Source organism: Sodalis sp. (in: enterobacteria) (genome assembly GCF_036327475.1).
In the GTDB taxonomy this organism is placed as follows: domain Bacteria; phylum Pseudomonadota; class Gammaproteobacteria; order Enterobacterales; family Enterobacteriaceae.
This window is the reverse complement of record NZ_CP132913.1, coordinates 1,206,326-1,224,500: the sequence shown is the minus strand read 5'-3', so window position 1 is coordinate 1,224,500 and position 18,175 is coordinate 1,206,326. Positions and strand designations below refer to the sequence as shown.

17 protein-coding genes and 8 pseudogenes are annotated in these 18,175 nt (G+C 54.3%); 14 read left to right on the top strand and 11 right to left on the bottom strand.

The genetic code is table 11. The annotated features are described in order from the left end of the window. Positions 1 to 2: 2 nt before the first annotated feature. Together GPOALKHO_RS06670 and GPOALKHO_RS06665 are read right to left on the bottom strand one after the other, a co-directional pair. Positions 3 to 182: a hypothetical protein gene (locus tag GPOALKHO_RS06670; protein ID WP_406701812.1), complete on the bottom strand. Its 180-nt coding sequence runs from the start codon at positions 180 to 182 to the stop codon at positions 3 to 5. A 109-nt stretch (positions 183 to 291) separates the two neighbouring features. Next, positions 292 to 429 carry a hypothetical protein gene (locus GPOALKHO_RS06665; RefSeq protein ID WP_406701811.1) on the bottom strand — a complete coding sequence of 46 codons (138 nt, stop codon included), beginning with the start codon at positions 427 to 429 and terminating at the stop codon, positions 292 to 294. A gap of 273 nt (positions 430 to 702) precedes the next feature. On the opposite strand from GPOALKHO_RS06665, the pseudogene GPOALKHO_RS06660 reads away from it, so the two are divergent. Further along, positions 703 to 1,027 (top strand): annotated as a pseudogene (locus GPOALKHO_RS06660) (enolase C-terminal domain-like protein); the annotation flags it as partial. A gap of 76 nt (positions 1,028 to 1,103) precedes the next feature. Here GPOALKHO_RS06660 and GPOALKHO_RS06655 read toward each other — a convergent pair. The 5 genes from GPOALKHO_RS06655 to GPOALKHO_RS06635 form a co-directional block, all read right to left on the bottom strand. Next, a complete protein-coding gene (locus tag GPOALKHO_RS06655; protein WP_406701809.1) occupies positions 1,104 to 1,403 on the bottom strand; it encodes a hypothetical protein in 300 nt (99 codons plus the stop codon). Between the two features lie 27 nt (positions 1,404 to 1,430). After that, positions 1,431 to 1,577, bottom strand: coding sequence for a hypothetical protein (locus tag GPOALKHO_RS06650; RefSeq protein ID WP_406701808.1), 147 nt, complete (start codon positions 1,575 to 1,577; stop codon positions 1,431 to 1,433). 290 nt (positions 1,578 to 1,867) lie between these two features. Next, positions 1,868 to 2,017: a hypothetical protein gene (locus GPOALKHO_RS06645; RefSeq protein WP_406701806.1), complete on the bottom strand. Its 150-nt coding sequence runs from the start codon at positions 2,015 to 2,017 to the stop codon at positions 1,868 to 1,870. A gap of 411 nt (positions 2,018 to 2,428) precedes the next feature. Next, positions 2,429 to 2,584 carry a HAMP domain-containing protein gene (locus tag GPOALKHO_RS06640; RefSeq protein ID WP_406701805.1) on the bottom strand — a complete coding sequence of 52 codons (156 nt, stop codon included), beginning with the start codon at positions 2,582 to 2,584 and terminating at the stop codon, positions 2,429 to 2,431. Positions 2,585 to 2,612: 28 nt separating this feature from the next. After that, positions 2,613 to 3,086 (bottom strand): hypothetical protein, encoded by a 474-nt coding sequence (locus tag GPOALKHO_RS06635; RefSeq protein ID WP_406701804.1) that lies wholly within the window; start codon positions 3,084 to 3,086, stop codon positions 2,613 to 2,615. A 491-nt stretch (positions 3,087 to 3,577) separates the two neighbouring features. Here GPOALKHO_RS06635 and GPOALKHO_RS06630 point away from each other — a divergent pair, with 491 nt between their 5' ends. Continuing rightward, complete coding sequence (locus tag GPOALKHO_RS06630; protein ID WP_406701802.1) at positions 3,578 to 3,805, top strand: hypothetical protein; 228 nt, start codon at positions 3,578 to 3,580, stop codon at positions 3,803 to 3,805. Here GPOALKHO_RS06630 and GPOALKHO_RS06625 read toward each other — a convergent pair. Beyond that, a complete protein-coding gene (locus GPOALKHO_RS06625; RefSeq protein ID WP_406701801.1) occupies positions 3,795 to 3,941 on the bottom strand; it encodes a hypothetical protein in 147 nt (48 codons plus the stop codon). The genes GPOALKHO_RS06630 and GPOALKHO_RS06625 overlap by 11 nt on opposite strands. A gap of 406 nt (positions 3,942 to 4,347) precedes the next feature. Here GPOALKHO_RS06625 and relA point away from each other — a divergent pair, with 406 nt between their 5' ends. From relA to eno, 4 genes and pseudogenes are all read left to right on the top strand, one after another. Continuing rightward, complete coding sequence (relA, locus tag GPOALKHO_RS06620) at positions 4,348 to 6,582, top strand: GTP diphosphokinase (RefSeq protein WP_406701800.1); 2,235 nt, start codon at positions 4,348 to 4,350, stop codon at positions 6,580 to 6,582. Between the two features lie 32 nt (positions 6,583 to 6,614). Then, positions 6,615 to 7,364: pseudogene (locus GPOALKHO_RS06615) on the top strand (MazG nucleotide pyrophosphohydrolase domain-containing protein). 216 nt (positions 7,365 to 7,580) lie between these two features. Then, on the top strand, positions 7,581 to 9,275 hold the full coding sequence (gene pyrG / locus GPOALKHO_RS06610) for a glutamine hydrolyzing CTP synthase (protein WP_406701798.1): 1,695 nt from the start codon (positions 7,581 to 7,583) through the stop codon (positions 9,273 to 9,275). Between the two features lie 10 nt (positions 9,276 to 9,285). Further along, entirely contained in the window at positions 9,286 to 10,587 is a 1,302-nt protein-coding gene (gene eno, locus GPOALKHO_RS06605; RefSeq protein WP_406701797.1) for a phosphopyruvate hydratase, read from the top strand. Positions 10,588 to 10,634: 47 nt separating this feature from the next. Here eno and GPOALKHO_RS06600 read toward each other — a convergent pair whose 3' ends face one another. Beyond that, complete coding sequence (locus tag GPOALKHO_RS06600) at positions 10,635 to 10,871, bottom strand: hypothetical protein (protein WP_406703502.1); 237 nt, start codon at positions 10,869 to 10,871, stop codon at positions 10,635 to 10,637. Between GPOALKHO_RS06600 and GPOALKHO_RS06595 the strand changes: the two are divergent. Next, positions 10,782 to 11,284, top strand: a pseudogene (locus GPOALKHO_RS06595) (hypothetical protein). The gene GPOALKHO_RS06600 and the pseudogene GPOALKHO_RS06595 sit on opposite strands and share 90 nt — an antisense overlap. A 741-nt stretch (positions 11,285 to 12,025) precedes the next feature. On the opposite strand, the gene GPOALKHO_RS06590 reads toward GPOALKHO_RS06595, so the two are convergent. Together GPOALKHO_RS06590 and GPOALKHO_RS06585 are read right to left on the bottom strand one after the other, a co-directional pair. Continuing rightward, positions 12,026 to 12,343, bottom strand: coding sequence for a hypothetical protein (locus GPOALKHO_RS06590; protein ID WP_406701796.1), 318 nt, complete (start codon positions 12,341 to 12,343; stop codon positions 12,026 to 12,028). Positions 12,344 to 12,461: 118 nt separating this feature from the next. Beyond that, positions 12,462 to 12,848, bottom strand: coding sequence for a hypothetical protein (locus GPOALKHO_RS06585; protein WP_406701794.1), 387 nt, complete (start codon positions 12,846 to 12,848; stop codon positions 12,462 to 12,464). Between the two features lie 337 nt (positions 12,849 to 13,185). Here GPOALKHO_RS06585 and GPOALKHO_RS06580 point away from each other — a divergent pair. The 7 genes and pseudogenes from GPOALKHO_RS06580 to GPOALKHO_RS06550 all read left to right on the top strand — a co-directional run. Further along, a pseudogene (locus GPOALKHO_RS06580) lies at positions 13,186 to 14,275 on the top strand (sulfite reductase subunit beta); the annotation flags it as partial. Between the two features lie 588 nt (positions 14,276 to 14,863). Continuing rightward, positions 14,864 to 15,452, top strand: a pseudogene (locus tag GPOALKHO_RS06575) (uroporphyrinogen-III C-methyltransferase); the annotation flags it as partial. Between the two features lie 66 nt (positions 15,453 to 15,518). Further along, positions 15,519 to 16,411 (top strand): annotated as a pseudogene (gene cysD, locus GPOALKHO_RS06570) (sulfate adenylyltransferase subunit CysD). 99 nt (positions 16,412 to 16,510) lie between these two features. Continuing rightward, positions 16,511 to 17,253: pseudogene (locus tag GPOALKHO_RS06565) on the top strand (GTP-binding protein); the annotation flags it as partial. Between the two features lie 147 nt (positions 17,254 to 17,400). Beyond that, a pseudogene (locus GPOALKHO_RS06560) lies at positions 17,401 to 17,616 on the top strand (adenylyl-sulfate kinase); the annotation flags it as partial. Continuing rightward, positions 17,573 to 17,698, top strand: coding sequence for a hypothetical protein (locus GPOALKHO_RS06555; protein ID WP_406701792.1), 126 nt, complete (start codon positions 17,573 to 17,575; stop codon positions 17,696 to 17,698). The pseudogene GPOALKHO_RS06560 and the gene GPOALKHO_RS06555, both read left to right, overlap by 44 nt. A gap of 238 nt (positions 17,699 to 17,936) precedes the next feature. Further along, positions 17,937 to 18,149, top strand: a complete 213-nt coding sequence (locus GPOALKHO_RS06550; protein ID WP_406701791.1) for a DUF3561 family protein — start codon at positions 17,937 to 17,939, stop codon at positions 18,147 to 18,149. The last annotated feature ends 26 nt before the right edge of the window (positions 18,150 to 18,175 follow it).

The window sequence follows — 18,175 nt, the reverse complement described above, 5'->3', positions numbered from 1 at the left end:
TGCTAGGCGGTGCCGTGTTCCCGCACCGAAAACCAACGTGGAAACGATACGGCTGTTGGCCGGCATGACTGGCGTTTCGGTAAAACCCACACATGAAGTGCAAACAGCATCATGTCGGCATTGGCGAAGAAATGGATAAAGCCCTGCAAAAGGCAAATACCGACCAGATCAAGATGGCGCAACGATAGACTTTTAGATCCGCACTGGTTCAGTAACCAGCCGCCCGGCAGCTGAGTGAGGGTATACACCCAGTCGAAGGGCGATGAAGATACAGCTCATTCTACAGCGGATCTAAACCCAAATCCCGCGCACATGCGGGCCGACGATGGACAGTGTAGACCGGTCGGCATAGCTGACGGTGCTGATGATGAATAACACCACCAGGATCCAAAAATGCGAGCGTGTTTTATGCGCGCTTGTGCCCATCATCGTGTTATTCATGGTAGAGCGGCCTCCCGGTAGTGAGCCCGCAGGGGGTGTCGCGCGGCGAGTCAAAACCCGGCGTCCGCAACGGACGGTGCACATAACGATCCATTGGCTGAATAGCTTCGTAGTGGTGTTCTGAACAGTAGGGAAATAGGAGTGAACATTTTTAATCTAAATAGCGATTCAGCAGCAGCATTAAGAATTAATGTTCAGGCGGATATTGATCTTATGATTGAATGCGATAATGGCGCTGGCGAATCATTTCCCCGATGCCCGTATCACGGTCAAACGGCGATGGCTAATGGCCAATTCTGCCGTACAACAGGCTTACTGATAGCGACACATGATTGCCACTAACTGGAGGAAATGACTATGCGGTCATGTTGCAGGCGGTGGATATTCCGCTTGCTGACCTGCATTTCTGGACAATGAAATGCACGGCGCGGTGCGGGTCGCGCAATTGTGTGACGATTGGGGCCTAACTTGGGTCCTGCTTCAATAACATTTCGGTATTTCGCTGGCGATGTTTACCAATGTTGGTGCGGCTACTCCTGGCAAACCCACCGCTATTGACACCCACTGGATCTGGCAGAAAGGCGATTAGCGCCTAAGATCGAAAATGGTGTAGGCAGTGACCGCCACGATCGGCGTATTAGCGTAAAGCGGCAGTTGGCGAATCAGTTCCGCGGCGCGAAGACCATCGATTTCGGCATCTGAATACCCATTAGAATAATATCCAGCGGCTTTTGCTGACGCAGACGGATAGCGGCACTGTTACAAAATGGTGTGCTCTCTGTTCTTGTAACAGGGCGCCGATCAGGATTGACGGAATTATCATCTACCGCCATCACGATTAGCGGCAGGCAGGGTGCGACGACTTTGAGCTCGTCACCCGATCGCAGGGCCGGCGGCGATTGCAGCAGCGGCAGTAGACACTGGCTGGACACCGACTTGGTTAGACAAGCGTCCGTGCCCATTTGTTTTGGTAGCTCCACTTCCACCGTTCATGCGCCTGGCGGCGCCAGAATGATACAGCAGGCATAGCCGCTGGCCCGCAGCAGCTCGTAGCACATTTCAGTCAGCGACAATGTTGCGGTCACCGGGTTACCGATGGGTACAATATTCACCTGCGCATCGCCCAGCGCATCCATATCGGGATAGTGACTGACCTCTAGCAGCGTGTCAGCAAAAGCTCGAAGGTGGCTTGCGCCGACGCGCTGCTGGTCTCGATCAACACAAGACGCTGATGCATCATGGCATTGTGGCGATGCGGATCCGCTCAGGCGTGGCAGTTGATCTGAGGCGGAATATGGAACTAAAAGGTTGAGCTCAGGCCGATGTGGCTGCGCACCAATTTTGCGTAATCACCAGCCCAAGACCGGTACCGCCGTGACGACGGGTTAATGTTGGCATCGGCCTGGCGGAAAGCCTGGAATAGCTGTTATTTCTGGCGTTCGACGATGCCGATACCAGTATCGAGGATCTGTGCGTTAATCTTCACCCGTTCCCGCTCGTGGCTCTGGCGGTTGACGCAAATGATAATATGCCCTTGCTTGGTGAATTTAATAGCGTTACCGATAAGGTTTGTCATCACCTGCTGGAGCCGCAGCGGATCGCCGATGACATATTCCGAAACTTCGCGCTGTACCTGTAAAGTTAGCTCCAGACCCTTTCATGGATGGTATGGGCCAACAGGATTACCACCTCATCCAGTGTGTGGTATGCAGTGCGAAGGGAATTGTTTGCAGCATCAGTTTGCCGGCTTTCAATTTAGAGAAGTTCAGCACGTCGTTAATAATACTGAGTAGATGATTACCAGATCGCTCAATTGGTTGCAAGCAAATGGTCACGCCGGGTGGGGAGAGCGGCGTTTTCAGCGCCTGGCGGGTACGCCAGAAATTCCGACTTGATACGCACTACCTCCTGGGCGCGTTTTCGTCACATCCAGTTCGACGCTCTGGATTTTCATTTGCTCGAGGGTTTCACGCAGATCCGAAGTCGCCTAATCGATATTCTGCTGCAGCTCTTCATGGTAGGCGCTAAGTGACATCGCCATGGCGTTCATCCCGTTTTTCAACATATCCAGTTCGTCGAGCATGTAGCCCTCAACCCGGCTGTCCAACTGGCTGCGGCGGATACGATCGACAGCGCTGACCATATGCGGATAGGGTCCGTGACATCGCGCATCAGCCTATAGGCAAACAGCTAAGCGCAACAAAGGCACACAGCAACAGCAGTGTGGAAATAAACGCCTCTTTGTACCGCTGTAGCTGCACCACGTCCACATCCAGTTCGATAGCGATATAACTAAGCGTTTTATCGCGTCGCTGGCCACACTGTACGCGCGCTCGTCGTCCGACAGACTTCCTCGTGCACGATGGGCATGCGCATAGATGAGCGACGACCACAAGTGCAACAACGTCGGCCCCTTGGGGAGCGGCGCGCCATCCGGCAGCTTTAACCGCGCCTATTCTGTTGATAATTGGAGGTGCGAATAGGGTATTGTTAACGTTGAACAGCAAGATGGACCGCACGATATACGAATGGTGGCAATGAAGCGGATTAACCAGATGGTGTACCGATTCGCGATTGTGAAACCTCATACCGTATTCGCTGAACAGCGCCAGCGGCTCGATAATGCTGGTGCCAGCGTCCGCCAATTGATGTTGAAAGCGTCACAACAAAAACGCTAAGCAGCAAGCCAGTGAAAGAGTCGAAGTCAGGATCAGTATCATCATCCGCGCGCAAGCTGTGTTTGGTCATAGCGGTCAATATGGGAGCATGGCCTCAGACTCATGTTGCAAGGGCGTTTCCGGTAATCTATGGCACAATTCTACTCTGCAAACCGTCGCGTGGCGACCCGGGAAGGAGTTACGGTTCTGCGTGACCAACTGGATGCGTTCGGCCAGGGGCTAGCGCGCCACCGAGAAAGGCCATGCTCATCTCAGGCTGTTGGCGCGCGAACAGCCAGACGCGGTGCCCGAGGTGGCGCAAATCGTATCCAGTGTCCATGATCACCGGCATCGCGTGTGCCTGAGGTTGATCTATCGCCCGAAATCCAGCCAACTTAGCATGGGTTATCAGCAGGCAAAGTCGAGCGATTTAGTCGATATTCTGCCCGATTTTTTGACCGAAGCTCGAGCGGCTTATCGTGCCCTCATGCGCATGTCTACAGGGGTTGCTGGCCGTGGCGCAGTTGGAGCATGTGGAACTGGCGGCGGTGGATAACGGTCTGTTGATAGTGCTGGCGCCTGCAACCGCTGGTGAGGGATCGTCGCCGGTTGCTGGATTTCGCTGCCGCCTATCAGACCAGCCTCGGCGCGTGCCAGATAGCGAACGCCTGAATGCCTCAGCGGCGAGCCACCCCATTATCGGGTAGCGGCGTTGACGCTGCGTTTCGGTCTGCGTGACTTCTCCAGATCAACGACAAAGTCAACCGGCAAATGGTGTCCCAGGCGCTGGATTCGCTGGGCGCTGGCGCCAAGCGAATGGGTGCTGGATCTATTTTGTAGCATGGCAATGTTACTCTGCCGTTGGCACGTTTGAGCGGGCAGGTCATCGGCGTTGAGGGGTTGCGACGCTGGTAGCAAATGGGCAATATAATGCGCAGAGTAATTCACTAAGCAGGGTGACTTTTTCACAAAATCTTGAGAAAGATGTGATGCATCAACCGTAGAGCCATAGGTGGACTTGATAAGATATTACTTAACCCGGACAGAGCGGGTGCGGCCGGCGTGTTGCCCTGCTGGCGGCGTAGGCGATGCAATCCGGCAACCCTTGTGCGGAATAGCAAATTTTTTTGGCGGCAGGCTACACCTTGGCACGCTTGGTGATGCTGGATATGTTTCCACATGGCGGCCATTTTAAGTCGATGGCGTTTTTATCAAGCGTTCCGGCATCTCTGCAAGATAGGGAGTGGGTATGGTTGCGGTAAGAAGTGCACATTTAAACCAGGCGGACGAGTTTGCCGTGGACGACTGGGTTGCGAGTCTTGGCCTCGCCAATCCGCAATCGAGTGAACGGCTGGCCGACACATGGCGTTACTGCGAGCAGCAGTGCAAGGACCATCCTGATGCCCCTCTGTTGCTGTGGCGCGGCATTGAAATGGTGGAAATTTTGTCCATGCTCAGTATGGACAACGACAGCCTGTGCGCGGCGTTATTGTTCCCGCTGGCCGATGCCGGCGTGGTAGAAGAGACGGTGCTGGGGGCGGAATTCGGCAAAAGTATCATCGAACTGGTTCACGGCGTGCGCGATATGGACGCCATCCGCCAGTTGAAGGCAACCCACAATGATTCTATGGCGCCGGAGCAGGTAGACAACGTGCGCCGCATGTTGCTGGCGATTGTCGAAGATTTCCGCTGCGTGGTGATAAAGCTCGCCGAGCGTATCGCCCATTTGCGCGAGCTGAAGGATGCGCCAGAAGACGAACGGGTGCTGGCAGCGAAAGAGAGCTACAATATTTACGCCCCGCTCGCCAACCGTCTCGGTATCGGCCAGCTTAAGTGGGAGCTGGAAGATTTCTGCTTCCGCTACCTGCATCCCGAAGAATACAAACGCATCGCCAAGTTGTTGCATGAGCGGCGTATCGACCGTGAACAGTATATCGAAGATTTTGTCGCCTCCTTGCGCAAGGCCATGCAGGAGGAAGGGCTGAAGGCCGATATCTACGGCCGGCCGAAACATATCTATAGTATCTGGCGCAAAATGCAGAAAAAGACGCTGGCATTCGACGCGCTGTTCGACGTGCGCGCGGTGCGCGTGGTGGTGGAGCGCCTTCAGGATTGCTATGCCGCCCTCGGCATTGTGCATACCCATTTTCGCCATTTGCCAGATGAGTTCGACGACTACGTCGCCAACCCGAAACCCAACGGCTATCAATCGATCCATACCGTGGTGTTGGGCCCGCGCGGCAAAACGCTGGAAATCCAGATCCGTACACGTCAGATGCATGAGGATGCCGAGCTGGGGGTGGCCGCGCATTGGAAGTATAAAGAGGGCGGCGCCGCCCTGACCGGCGGCCGATCCGACTATGGGCAGCGCATTGCCTGGCTGCGCAAGCTGCTTGCCTGGCAAGAAGAAATGACGGACTCCGGCGAGATGCTCGACGAAGTGCGCAGCCAGGTGTTTAACGATCGCGTCTATGTGTTTACGCCTAAAGGAAACGTGATGGATTTGCCGGCTGGTTCCACGCCGTTGGATTTCGCCTACCATATTCATAGCGATGTGGGCCACCGCTGTATCGGCGCTAAAATCAGCGGCCGTATCGTACCTTTCACCTATCAGTTACGTATGGGCGATCAGGTCGAAATCATTACCCAGAAACACCCAAATCCGAGCCGCAACTGGCTGAATCCCAATTTGGGTTATGTTACCACCAGCCGCGGGCGTTCAAAAATCCATCACTGGTTTCGCAAGCAGGACCGGGATAAAAACATTGCCGCCGGCCGCCAGCTGTTGGAAGAGGAGCTAGAACATCTGGATATCAGCATGCGCGAGGCGGAAAAACTGCTTCTGCCGCGCTACAACGTCAATACGCTCGATGAACTGCTGGCATCCATCGGCGGCGGCGACGTACGCATTAACCAGATGGCTAATTACCTGCAAAGCAAGCTGAACAAACCCAGCGCCGAAGAGGAAGACAAGCAGTCACTGCGTCAACTGACGCAGAAAACCCTACCGGTGCCGCGCAACCGCGGTAACGGCGGGGTGGTGGTGGAAGGAGTAGGCAATCTGATGCACCATATTGCCCGCTGCTGCCAGCCGATCCTTGGGGAGGATATCAGCGGTTTTATCACTCAGGGACGCGGCATTTCCATCCATCGCGCTGATTGCGAGCAGCTGGCTGATCTGCAGATAAATGCGCCGGAACGCATTGTGGACGCGGTGTGGGGCGAAAGCTACTCCAGCGGATACTCGCTGGTGGTTAGAGTGACAGCCAGCGGCCGCAGCGGCCTATTGCGTGACATCACCACCATTCTAGCCAACGAGAAGGTCAACGTGCTCGGCGTTGCTAGCCGCAGCGATGTGAAAAAACAACTGGCCACAATTGATATGGATATTGAGATCTATAACCAGCAGGTGCTTGAGTGGGTACTGTCGAAACTCAACCAACTGCCGGATATCATTGACGCGCGTTGGCTGCGCGGTAACTGACTCGTCACAGGATGCTCTGTATCTAAAACCGCATGCCGCAACGGCCTGCACAGACTGTTGCCATCATGATCTGTCTGCGCGACCCACAGGTGGAGCTATCCCGGGATGAAAGCCAGACTTTTGATTCCATCGCCATGCACACTGGAGGAGATCTATGAAATACTCGACGCTATCGCACGGAGCGACTTTGGCGACCTGTGCGCCGAGCCGGTCGATCTGCTGTTCCGGGTGTGTTTTACGCTGGCCTGGCGCGCAAGCAGGGCGATTCGATTTCACCGTTATCTGTGAGGTCATCAGCGATAAGCTGAGTGTCGGCATCTGCACCTGTTCAGCGCAGAACCGGTCGTCTCGGTGGACATTGTGCAGTGGAAGCGGCTGAAGGCGCAGGAGTGGGCGGAAAATCTAGCAGCGTGCTCGGTAGTGGGTTTTGACTTGTCCACTTTCGGGCCGGTGGTGACGAAAGTACATGAAGAGAACGATGAAGTCATGCATGAGGCGCGTAAGCCGGAGGTGGACTCAGCCAAGCTTGTAAAGAGGTAGGCGATTTGCTGTTCGCCACGGTAAACCTGTCGTAGCATTTTGGCCAGACGGCAGAAGTAGCTCTACAACAGGTTAACCTAAAATTCGAGCGCCGCTTTCGCTAGATAGAAGCCATTATTGATGCACAGGAGCTAACGCTTGCGCAGACAAGCCTAACGCAAATGGCGGAAAAGAGGTGTGAGCATTCACTGCCGAGTCAGCTCGCGACTTTTCGACACGGGCAGGCTCCCAGGCGCCGCTGATGCACCGCGATGGTGGACGCGTTGCGACATGGGATATGGCCCACATAGGATTGTTATTTAATTAGTTTGTCATCATTCGCTGGGCGGTGCGACGCGCAACCGGCAATGGAGCTCGGGCGGATGAGCAAGCGGGTATTTGTGGCGCAATGCGGCTTCAGGTATACTATTTTCCCGTCTTCGTTATTCCGTCTTTACACCTAATTTATCAGGTTCAGCATGACAACAAACTATATTTTTGTGACTGGCGGAGTCGTCTCTTCCTTGGGTAAAGGCATTGCCGCAGCTTTCCTGGCGGCCATTCTCGAAGCCCGGGGCCTTAACGTTACCATCATGAAGCTGGACCCCTACATCAATGTGGATTCAGGCACCATGAGCCCTATTCAACACGGCGAGGTATTCGTCACCGAAGACGGTGCCGAAACAGATTTAGACCTAGGGCACTATGAGCGCTTCATCCGTACCAAAATGTCGCGCCGCAACAACTTCACCACCGGCCGCATCTATTCTGACGTGCTGTACAAAGAGCGCCGCGGCGACTATTTGGGCGCCACCATTCAAGTGATTCCCCACATCACTAACGCTATTAAAGAACGCATTATCGAAGGCGGCGAAGGTCATGATGTAGTGCTCGTGGAGATTGGCGGTACGGTTGGGGATATTGACTCGCTGCCATTTCTGGAAGCCATTCGCCAAATGGCGGCGGAAGTCGGACGCGAGCACACCCTCTACATGCACTTGACCCTTGTGCCCTATATGGCGGCGTCGGGGGAGGTGAAAACCAAACCGACCCAGCATTCGGTGAAAGATCTGCTGTCCATCGGCATCCAGCCTGATGTGCTGATATGCCGTTCCGATCGGTCAGTGCCAAACAACGAACGAGCGAAAATTGCTTTATTCTGTAATGTGCCGGAAAAGGCGGTGATTTCGCTTAAAGATGTTGATTCGATTTATAAAATCCCGGCGCTATTGAAATCGCAAGGGCTAGACGATTATATTTGTAAACGATTCAGCTTGAACTGTCCCGAGGCGGATCTGTCAGAATGGGAGAGTGTGATTTACCAGCAGGCAAATCCGGTCGGTGAGGTGACCATTGGCGTGGTCGGTAAATATATCGAGTTACCAGACGCCTATAAATCGGTTATTGAGGCTCTGAAACATGCCGGACTGAAAAATCGCCTGACGGTAAATATCCGCCTGATTGATTCTCATGATATTGAAACCCGCGGCGTCGAAATATTGAAAGATTTAGACGCTATCCTCATTCCTGGCGGCTTCGGCTATCGCGGCGTGGAGGGGAAAATCCTGACCGCGCAATACGCGCGTGAGCAAAAGATTCCCTACCTAGGCATCTGCTTGGGTATGCAGGTAGCGTTAATCGAATTTGCTCGCCATGTGGCGGGAATGCGGGATGCCAACTCTACCGAATTTGTACCAGACTGTAAGTATCCAGTGGTAGCGCTTATTACAGAATGGCGCGATGGGGACGGCAATGTGGAAATGCGCAGCGAGCAAAGCGACTTGGGCGGCACCATGCGCCTCGGCAGCCAGCCCTGCCACTTGGCGGACGGCAGCCTGGCGCGAGCATTATACGGCGAGGCCACTATTATGGAACGCCACCGCCATCGCTATGAAGTTAATAATATACTGTTGAAACACATTGAGGCCGCCGGGCTACGCGTCGCCGGCTGGTCTGGAGATAATAAGCTGGTGGAGATTATCGAATACCCGGATCATCCGTGGTTTGTCGCCAGCCAGTTTCACCCGGAGTTCACCTCGACGCCTCGTGATGGTCATCCGTTATTCGCGGGCTTCGTCAAAGCGGCGGGCGACTATCAAAACACGCGCATAAATAAAAATAGGGGCGGCCAGAGCGCTAGCGGCGCCGGCAGTCAGTCAGGAATTATGTTTTGAGGAAATACGAATGTCCAAAATTGTAAAAGTCATTGGCCGTGAAATCATCGACTCCCGCGGAAATCCGACCGTAGAAGCAGAAGTACACCTGGAGGGTGGTTTTGTTGGTCTGGCTGCTTCGCCATCGGGCGCCTCCACCGGTTCGCGCGAGGCGCTAGAGCTGCGTGACGGCGACAAATCCCGTTTTCTAGGCAAAGGCGTTACTAAAGCGGTTGACGTGGTGAACGGTCCTATTGCTCAGACCCTGAGCGGTAAAGACGCCAAAGATCAGGCTACGCTGGATAAAACCATGATCGACATGGACGGCACCGAAAATAAATCCAAATTTGGCGCCAACGCTATTCTGGCCGTGTCGCTCGCCGCTGCCAAAGCCGCCGCTGCCTCTAAAGGCATACCTTTGTATGAGCATATCGCGGAGCTGAACGGCACCCCTGGAAAATTTTCGATGCCGCTGCCGATGATGAACATCATCAACGGCGGTGAACACGCCGATAACAACGTCGATATTCAGGAATTCATGATCCAGCCAGTCGGCGCGAAAACCATCAAAGAAGCGGTACGTATGGGTTCAGAAGTGTTCCACAATCTGTCCGATGTACTGAAGGGCAAGGGCATGAGTACCGCCGTGGGTGACGAGGGCGGCTATGCGCCGAACCTGGAATCCAACGCCGCGGCGCTGGACGCTATCAAGGAAGCGGTTGAGAAAGCCGGTTATGTACTGGGTAAAGACATCACCTTGGCGATGGACTGCGCGGCCTCTGAGTTCTTTGAAGAATCAAGCGGTAACTACAACTTGAAAGGCGAAGGCAAAACCTTTACCTCTCAGGAGTTTACTCATTATCTAAAAGATCTGACCAAACAGTACCCGATCGTTTCCATTGAAGATGGCCTGAACGAGTCCGATTGGGAGGGTTTTGCTTACCAGACTAAAGTGCTGGGTGACAAGATCCAGCTTGTGGGCGACGATCTGTTCGTGACCAATACAAAAATCCTGAAAGAAGGTATCGACAAAGGTATCGCCAATTCCATCCTTATCAAATTCAACCAGATTGGTTCGCTGACTGAAACGCTGGCAGCGATCAAGATGGCTAAGGATGCCGGTTATACCACCATCATTTCTCACCGTTCCGGCGAAACCGAAGACGCGACCATTGCCGACCTGGCGGTAGGAACCGCGGCTGGCCAGATTAAAACTGGCTCGATGAGCCGTTCCGACCGCGTGGCAAAATACAACCAGCTGATTCGTATCGAAGATACCCTAGGTGACCGCGCGCCGTTCAACGGTCTGCGTGAAGTGAAAGGCCAAGCGTAAGGCTGGTTGTCGACTCCACTCTGGGTCAAAACGTCCCGGAGTTTTATTCAGAGCTGTGGCCCCACTAGTGACATCAGACAGGTGCAATACTCAGTCTTATCAGTCTTATCCGCAACCGTCATCACGAAAAATGTATGCAGTACCTGCTTAACGAAATTTTCCAGCCCCTCAAAGACGAAGGCCATTTTACCGGCGTGCCTACCAAACGTACTTGGCAACAGGACGAGTGCTGGTTTGGAAATATCGCTGAAGACTGTCGACAGCCGCCGTTTAGTCAGCTTCACAGCAGAAGAGGTGTCTCGATGATTGCCCAGCAGGGCTGAACCTCCAGTACGTTGCGGTAACCGGCGGCGAGCCCTGTTCGTATGATTTGCCTCGTGCCCCATGCCCTGGAACAGTGGGGTTTCAGCTGCAAGATTGAGACCAGCAGTGCCCAGGACGTTCACTGCACGCCACAAACTTAGGTGACGGTGTCACCGAAAATCAATCGCGCGGTGGCCTTGCGGGGCTGGCGCAGGCGCTGGGACGCAGCGATGAATCAAGTATCCGATGGCACGTCAGCGCGATATAAGGAGGCGTCCGCCCGCTTGCGACATGCATCGCCCGTGACTGGCGGTTATCGATGCAAACTCACAAGTACCTCAACATCGCTCAGAGGTGGACCGCCGCCACCGTATTGATGTTTTCATTTCTGTAGGATAAAGTCACTATTGGAGCGATAAATGCGGTAGGCCGGTTACTTTAGGTTTTCCTGACGGATACACGCAAGGGAGCGCTTTCCCCCTAAAAATTGACATAAATTGGTCGAGGAAAGTTGTGATTTTCAAACCCAGTGAGTGTAATGGGACTTTGTCTTGACGGACAGAGCGGGTCCTTTCGCGGCAGACGCAGTCCGCAGTACAGGTTTCTTTGGTGGTCACGGCGCCTTAACAGCGATAATAGCTGTTTGAGCCGCTGCCAGACCACTGCGCCAACATTTCGCTGGTAGGATGCTTCAGGCGGTCCCGCGCTTATGTCCCGCGACGACATAGGGTAGGCGCGGCAGATTCTAAAATTTTATGTAACGTGGTAATCACTGTCGCTTCTCTTCTACCACATTGATCACATAACGGTTAGCGCACTATGATTCCATGGATCGCGCCTCCGGAAATCTTCCCAACGGTAAGGTGGTTTGGTGCGCTGCCCGCGCGGCTAACGGTGTAACCCCCACCGCCCGCGTAAATGTCAGGAAATTCTGGGGCTATTTAAACGCGCGGCGGCTGGCGGAACACTGAGTGATCATTTGATCGCTGCGCAGCTGATGTGGTACTAATTAACGCGACCGACTATAAATTCAAACAGATCGCGCAGGAAAAATGCTAGTAGTGTAGTAGTGACCTTCACTCGAGGCAAGGGGATCCGCCTGAAGAAGTGATCTCGCTGTATAAATATCTTTTTTCTAAAAAGGCGACGGGATCGGATGGACGCTGTGACCTATCAGTTGCAGGCCAAAGCCTGGCGTGCCGCGATGGTGGAACGGCCGAAGGCGCGGATGGCGATCGTCAGGTCCGGCGCAGCAGTAATTGGCGGTCAGCGGCAATGTCAACGAAGTAGACTCCAGCCCCACACCAAAGACGCACCGCGACGATGCGCTTGGGATAGGTATGAAAGTCCGGCGCTGGTTGGCGAATTGTTGGCGCTGCTGTGACTTAATGGCGACAATCGGGTCGAGGTGGTTGGGCAGACGCTGTCCCTTGGCGAGGTGCTGTAAAAACATTACGATCTAACACAAAACACGCAGGCCATTGTAGAGAGCTATGCAGTTTTGATACGGGATGAGGCGCTGTTGGCGGTTGTGGCGGAGGCGCTGTTGCAACAATTTTCGCTTGCGACGTTTATCGTCGATATGGTACGCCGCGCGCCCATTGAATGAGTGCCAAGCCAGTTTTTGGGTTGCTTCGCTCGCTGAAGCCGCGTCTGTATTCTACCGCGTCGTTGCAGGCGGAGGTGGCGAAGAAGTACATATTACCATGGGCGTGGTGCGCTATAAAATCGGTGGCCGGCCGCGCCAGCGGCTTTTGGCTGACAGACTGGTGAAAGACGATGAGCTGTGAGTATTTATCGCGCACAACAATAGTTTCCATCTGCCGAGCGATCCTAACACGCCGGTGATTATGATAGGTCCAGGCGCCGAGATGCGCTGTTCCGGGCGTTTGCGGCAGCGCGAGGCCGACGGGCGCGCCGTGGTAAAGTTGGCTGTTCTTCGGCAATCCCCATTTCATCGATGACTTTCTTCACCCGCTGGAATGGCAATGCTATGCCAAAGAAGGGCTGCTGACCAAAATCAGTCTTGCTTAGTTGCAGGATCAGGCGAAAAATCTACGTGCAGTACGTGCAGGATAGAGCGTGCGAGAAATGACGCCGAAGTGTAGCACTGGATCCAGCACCGTATTATGGCCCGTGATGTTGAGCAGGCGCTAGTGGCCAAACACGGCGGCATGGGATGTTGAGCAAGTGAACGAATTTTAAGTGAGTTGCGCATTGAGCGCTGTTATCAGCGGGATGTCTATTGATGAGCGAACAATAACCGAAAGCCAAATTCTTCGACGATGGATATAATTTCAGTTGATCCGCTTTCACGGCATGCACCAGCAAGGCGATCGCGATTTGCGCACCGAGCGCGCCTAGGCGAAGCCTGGAGACGCTTATTAATATAATGCTACGCAGCAGCCTGCTGGACAGGGTAATCCACCGCAGCAGTGGCTGAGCATCGGCACGCTCGCTGCTGAAGAGACTTGCTACGGCAGCATCCGCCATGGACTATTCGGCAAACGTTCCAGTTTCACGGCCTGCTTAAGCTAAAGCTGAAAGGCGTACATCAACACTCTATCGCGACCGCCGGGACGTTAATTGTAACGTACCGCGCACATCCAATCCCATCAAGTCGGTGCTGCATCGGTAGGCGTAGGAAGGGGCGAGAAGATCTCCGAACATCTGCTGCCGAAAACTCGCAGCTATGCGGAAATCTGGCTTGACGGCGAAAAGATCGAAATTACCGACCAGGAGCCGATCCTGTAGCCGACCTATCTGCCGCGTAAATTTAAAACCACGGTGGTGGTGCCGCCTGAACGATGTGGATTTGCACACCAACGATCCGAACCTTGTCGCCATCAGTGAATTGGTTTGGTTTGACGTGCTAGTGGGCGGCGGCCTGGCGATGACCCACAACGATAAGAGCACCTATACGCGCAGGGACAGCGAGTTCGGCTTTATCGCCATTGGAGAATGCGCTGAATATCGCCGAAGCGGCGGTGACCACGCAGCGTGGATGAGGCAACCGCGCCAATCCAAGAACCACAAGAGCAATATACTTGAAGCGTGAAGGCGTCGGAGCGTTCCGCGATGAAATGTAAATCCGCGCAGGCGTTCAATTCGCCCCTATCCGCTCTTCATGTTTTCACCGAACGCGGAGATCGCTTCGCTCAATGGGATCGATAACCAATCGCATCTGATGCTGTTTATCGAAAACAGCCGCATAAAGGGGATTTCTGTCTGACCGCCAACCAAAACTTGATTATCGCCGACTTCGATAAAGAAAGATAAAGCGGCTATCAAAGCGCTGACACCGTGCCATGAGCTGATTAACGCTGTTGTCACCGCGCCGTGTAAGGCATCCATGGCCTACGTGGCGTTTCCCGCCCGTCCACTATAGATGGTTGAAGCGGAGGGTTTCCTACCGCAGTTTGTCAGATAAGGCGGACATCATCTCTGGTTACAGGCCGGAACCAGCGGCGTGAGTCCTACGGCGATTATGTGGTGCGGGCCGGCTTGTGCACTAATTAGTGGATTTGGCACGCGACTTTGACGAATAATCGCGCTGGACAAAGCGCAGCAAACGGCGGCGCTGGCGGCAATCAATCAACAGTTTGAAAGCCAAACGGCGGAACCGTGTGTCGCCTGGGCACTGGAGCATTCGGTCTGCACGGCGCCGGCAAGATTGTGCAACAGCCGCGCGCCTATCGTGGTACCCCAGCGGTACGACGCCGGAGCTCGCGCACATCCTGCGCGAGAAACTTGAATCAATGCTACCGACTTTTCTCGTCTCTATGACGGCCATGACAAGCGCCTGGCGCGGTCGGGTAAAACAGCGGACCGCAGCTGACCGGCCGCCGCCGGTTTGGGAGAAAGCGCTCAATAGCCGCTTCTCTCCAGTGTCTTATGGCGCAGGAATGGTTGGAACAGGTCGAGCAAGTACTAGAGCAGACTCTCTCTACCGACTCGGAACACGGAGGAGAGGGTAGCGTTGGTCGGCGCCGGTCAAGACGACAGCGGGCTACTGGTTCAGCAGGTGGATGTAGTGCTGTATGACTACCCGGTAAGCCAAGAGATCCTTGAGCTTGTGCGCCGCAATGCAGATCGGATCTGCGTAAGCAAGCGCGCCGGTGAGCAGTCGATGCTGCAGCAGGACAAATGGTGCGTTCAAGGGGCGATCCTTTTATATTCAGTCACTGTGGCGAAGAGCTGCAAGCCGCGGCGGCGGGTATACCATTTAAGTAGTGCCCGGTATCACCGCCGCAGCGGGCGCCAGCGCCTATACCAGCATCCCGCCAACCCATCGTGAGCATGCCTAGAGCATTACTTTTCCTAGCATGTACGCGACAGTACCGATGCCCTGGATTGGCAGGCGCTGGCGCGCGGGTGTAATATACACTGGGGTGTTTAGTGTGGCGGAAATCAGCAACTAGCTCATTCGCCACGGCTGGTCGGCGCAAACCTCGGCGACAGTGATAAGTCGCGTGACCCGCAGCGACCAGTACGTGCAAACAGGGATCCTGGCGGCGCTTGATCAACTGGCGCAGGAGGCGCCGACCCCCGCACTGCTGGTCTTCATCATAAGATCAGTTGATTTGGTCAGCAAAACCTGACGGCACAAATGCGCGCGTCGGTGGTTAATCTGGCCATTTTACCTATCTGTGGCAAGCTGGAGGCTGAGAGTATCTATCCGTGATGTGGCAGCTGCCGAATTCAGCAATCCGGTGATGATGTACTTCATCGGCAAAGACTCGTCCGTGAGCTGCATCCAGTGCGCAAGGCCTTTCATCCTGGCAAACTGCCGTTTCCGCTACTGCATGTGGATACCGGCTGGAAATTCCGCGAAATGTATGCATTTCGCGATCACACTGCAAAAGCCTGCGGTTTCGAGCTGCTGGTGCATAAAACCTAAGAAGGAGTGGCAATGGGCATCAATCTCTTTGTTCACAGCAGTGCCAAGCATACCGATATTATGAAGACTGAAGGCTTGAAGCGGGCACTAAATCAATACGGCTTCGAGCCGCCTTTGGCGGCACCCGGTGAGATGAGGAGCAACCCTGCACCAGGGAACGTATTTACTCGTTCCGCAATCGCTTTCATCGCTGGGATCTGAAAACTAGCGTCCGGAGCTGTGGCACAACTATAACGGTCAGATCGAAAAGGGAGAGGGTATTCGCGCGTTCCCGCTCTCCAGCTGGACCGCTAGACATCTGGCGATGAATTTTTCTGGAAAACGTCGAAATCGTCCCGCTGTATCTAGCCAAAAACGACTCGTGCTGGAGCGCAGCGGCATGCTGATGATGGACAAAATCGTATTGACCTGCGCTGGGCGAAGTGATTGAACAGCGCATGGTGCGCTTTCGCACGCTCGGCTGCTGTCCGCTGACCAGCACGGCGGCGTCGAGCGCGCAGGGCCTTGTCTGACATTATTGAAGAGATGCTAGTCTTAACCACCAGCGAGCGCCAGGGGCGGGTTATCGATCGTGATCAGTCCGGGTCGATAGAAATGAAAAAGTGTCAGGGTTATTTTTAAGGAGCCATCGACATAAACAATGTTATAGCCCAATAAATCGCCGAGCAGAGCAGGGTACCATGGTAGGTCGCTAGTTGCACAAATACCAGACAAATTTAGGAAGATCAGCTATCAAGGCTGCACACCAACAGCAAGCACCTCGGCACGCAGGGCAACAAGCTAGATCTGGCGCTGCTGATGGATGGTCTGCAGGTCGAGCGCGAGTAGGACATCACTATTGATGTCGCCTATCGTTGTTTTTCGACTGAAAAACGCAAATTTATCATTGCCAACACGCCGGACCATGAACAATACATTCCAATATGACCACTGGCGCTTCGACTCGTGACCTGACCATCCTTCTTACTCGATGCGCGAAAGACGTACTGGACCAGACTTGGCGCCACAGCTTCATCAGCACCCTATTAGGATCCGCTATTTGGTGTTGTCAGTGAGCAAAATGGATCTGGTGGCGTTCGACCAGCAGATATTCGAGCGTATCGTCAAAGGATTATCTGCTCTTCGCTGAACAGTTATCAGTGGATTTGAAGATCACTTTTGTGCCGCTATCTGTGATTGGGCGATAACGTCGCCGCACTAGCCATCCACACACTTTGGTATGCCAACCCAATGCTATTGGACGTGCTGAAGCGGTGTTAGGGGTCAACCTAAACGAGCGGCAGTCGGCAGGCGCCGCAAGTGCTGCCGTCCGGCGTAACGTCCACCATCATCCGTATCGTAACCTTTGAGGCGATTTGCCGGAGGTCTTGGCCAGCGAAGCGATTACGCCGGTCCTGGCGGATGAGCTGGACATCAGCTGCGGCGATCTGCTGGTGGATGCCAGCGAGACGCTGCCGGCGGTGTAAAACGCCAAGGTGAATGTAGTGTGGATGATCGCGTATTGATATCAACCTAATACTGGATGTTGCCTACCCGTGTGCGGGTTTTCTTTCCAGCAATTCTGATATCGAAACTTTGGTCCACCATCAGCGGCTGGCCGATCCAAGCGCGTGGCGGACAGTCTGCCGCTAAACGATATCGGTCTATGCTGCGATCTGGGCTTTGGCGATGATGATCGACGCGAGAATATCCGCCGAGTTGATGAGGTGGCGTGGCCGATGGTGGATGCCGGTTTTATTGTACTGACGGATTTCATCTCCCCACCGTGCCGAGCGGCAACTGGTGCGCGATATTCTGCCTGCCGGCCGCTTTATCAAAGTATTTGTCGATACGCAGCTGGCCGTTTGCGAGGCGTGCGAACCGAACCAAAAGGGTTATACAAAAAGCCCGCGCCGGCGAGCTGCGTAATTTCATCGGTATCGATGCGGTTTACGAAGCGCTGCAGCGGAAAAGGGGGCCTTCGCCAGCGCTTACCAGCTAGAGACAGGTCTTGATGCGAACGTTACCGAGATAAAACGCGCTCTCCATTTCAAATTCAGCCTAGCGCCTGACCGTACGCTTCGCCGGGATAGGTCGCTATACGTCCTGTCGTTATACGTCCTATGGAGCAGCATTGCCTGGTTTATCTTTTGCTGGCTGACTTTCCGTGCCTATCCTGCAATTTGGTGCCAAGGCCCTATTTCCCTGCTCTACATCTGGCACATCTGGCCTTTTTCTGGCGCTGCGGCCGCTGTGCGTGTTGATAGGAGTGGTCTTTAGCATGCTGCTCGGCGGCAAATTATGGCTAACGGCGCTGCTCACCAGCCTGCCAGTGTTCTGCCTGTCATGGCTAGCATTCTCTCAGCGCCAAGTCCGATAACAAAGCGTAAAAATCTACAACAGTCC

Coding starts and splice junctions, on each gene's coding strand:
- GPOALKHO_RS06665 (WP_406701811.1), bottom strand. CDS start 429: ATGATGGGCACAAGCGCGCATAAAACACGCTCGCATTTTTGGATCCTG.
- GPOALKHO_RS06655 (WP_406701809.1), bottom strand. CDS start 1,403: ATGGGCACGGACGCTTGTCTAACCAAGTCGGTGTCCAGCCAGTGTCTA.
- GPOALKHO_RS06650 (WP_406701808.1), bottom strand. CDS start 1,577: ATGGATGCGCTGGGCGATGCGCAGGTGAATATTGTACCCATCGGTAAC.
- GPOALKHO_RS06645 (WP_406701806.1), bottom strand. CDS start 2,017: ATGACAAACCTTATCGGTAACGCTATTAAATTCACCAAGCAAGGGCAT.
- GPOALKHO_RS06640 (WP_406701805.1), bottom strand. CDS start 2,584: ATGGTCAGCGCTGTCGATCGTATCCGCCGCAGCCAGTTGGACAGCCGG.
- GPOALKHO_RS06625 (WP_406701801.1), bottom strand. CDS start 3,941: ATGCTACAAAATAGATCCAGCACCCATTCGCTTGGCGCCAGCGCCCAG.
- relA (WP_406701800.1), top strand. CDS start 4,348: ATGGTTGCGGTAAGAAGTGCACATTTAAACCAGGCGGACGAGTTTGCC.
- pyrG (WP_406701798.1), top strand. CDS start 7,581: ATGACAACAAACTATATTTTTGTGACTGGCGGAGTCGTCTCTTCCTTG.
- eno (WP_406701797.1), top strand. CDS start 9,286: ATGTCCAAAATTGTAAAAGTCATTGGCCGTGAAATCATCGACTCCCGC.
- GPOALKHO_RS06590 (WP_406701796.1), bottom strand. CDS start 12,343: ATGTTTTTACAGCACCTCGCCAAGGGACAGCGTCTGCCCAACCACCTC.
- GPOALKHO_RS06585 (WP_406701794.1), bottom strand. CDS start 12,848: ATGAAATGGGGATTGCCGAAGAACAGCCAACTTTACCACGGCGCGCCC.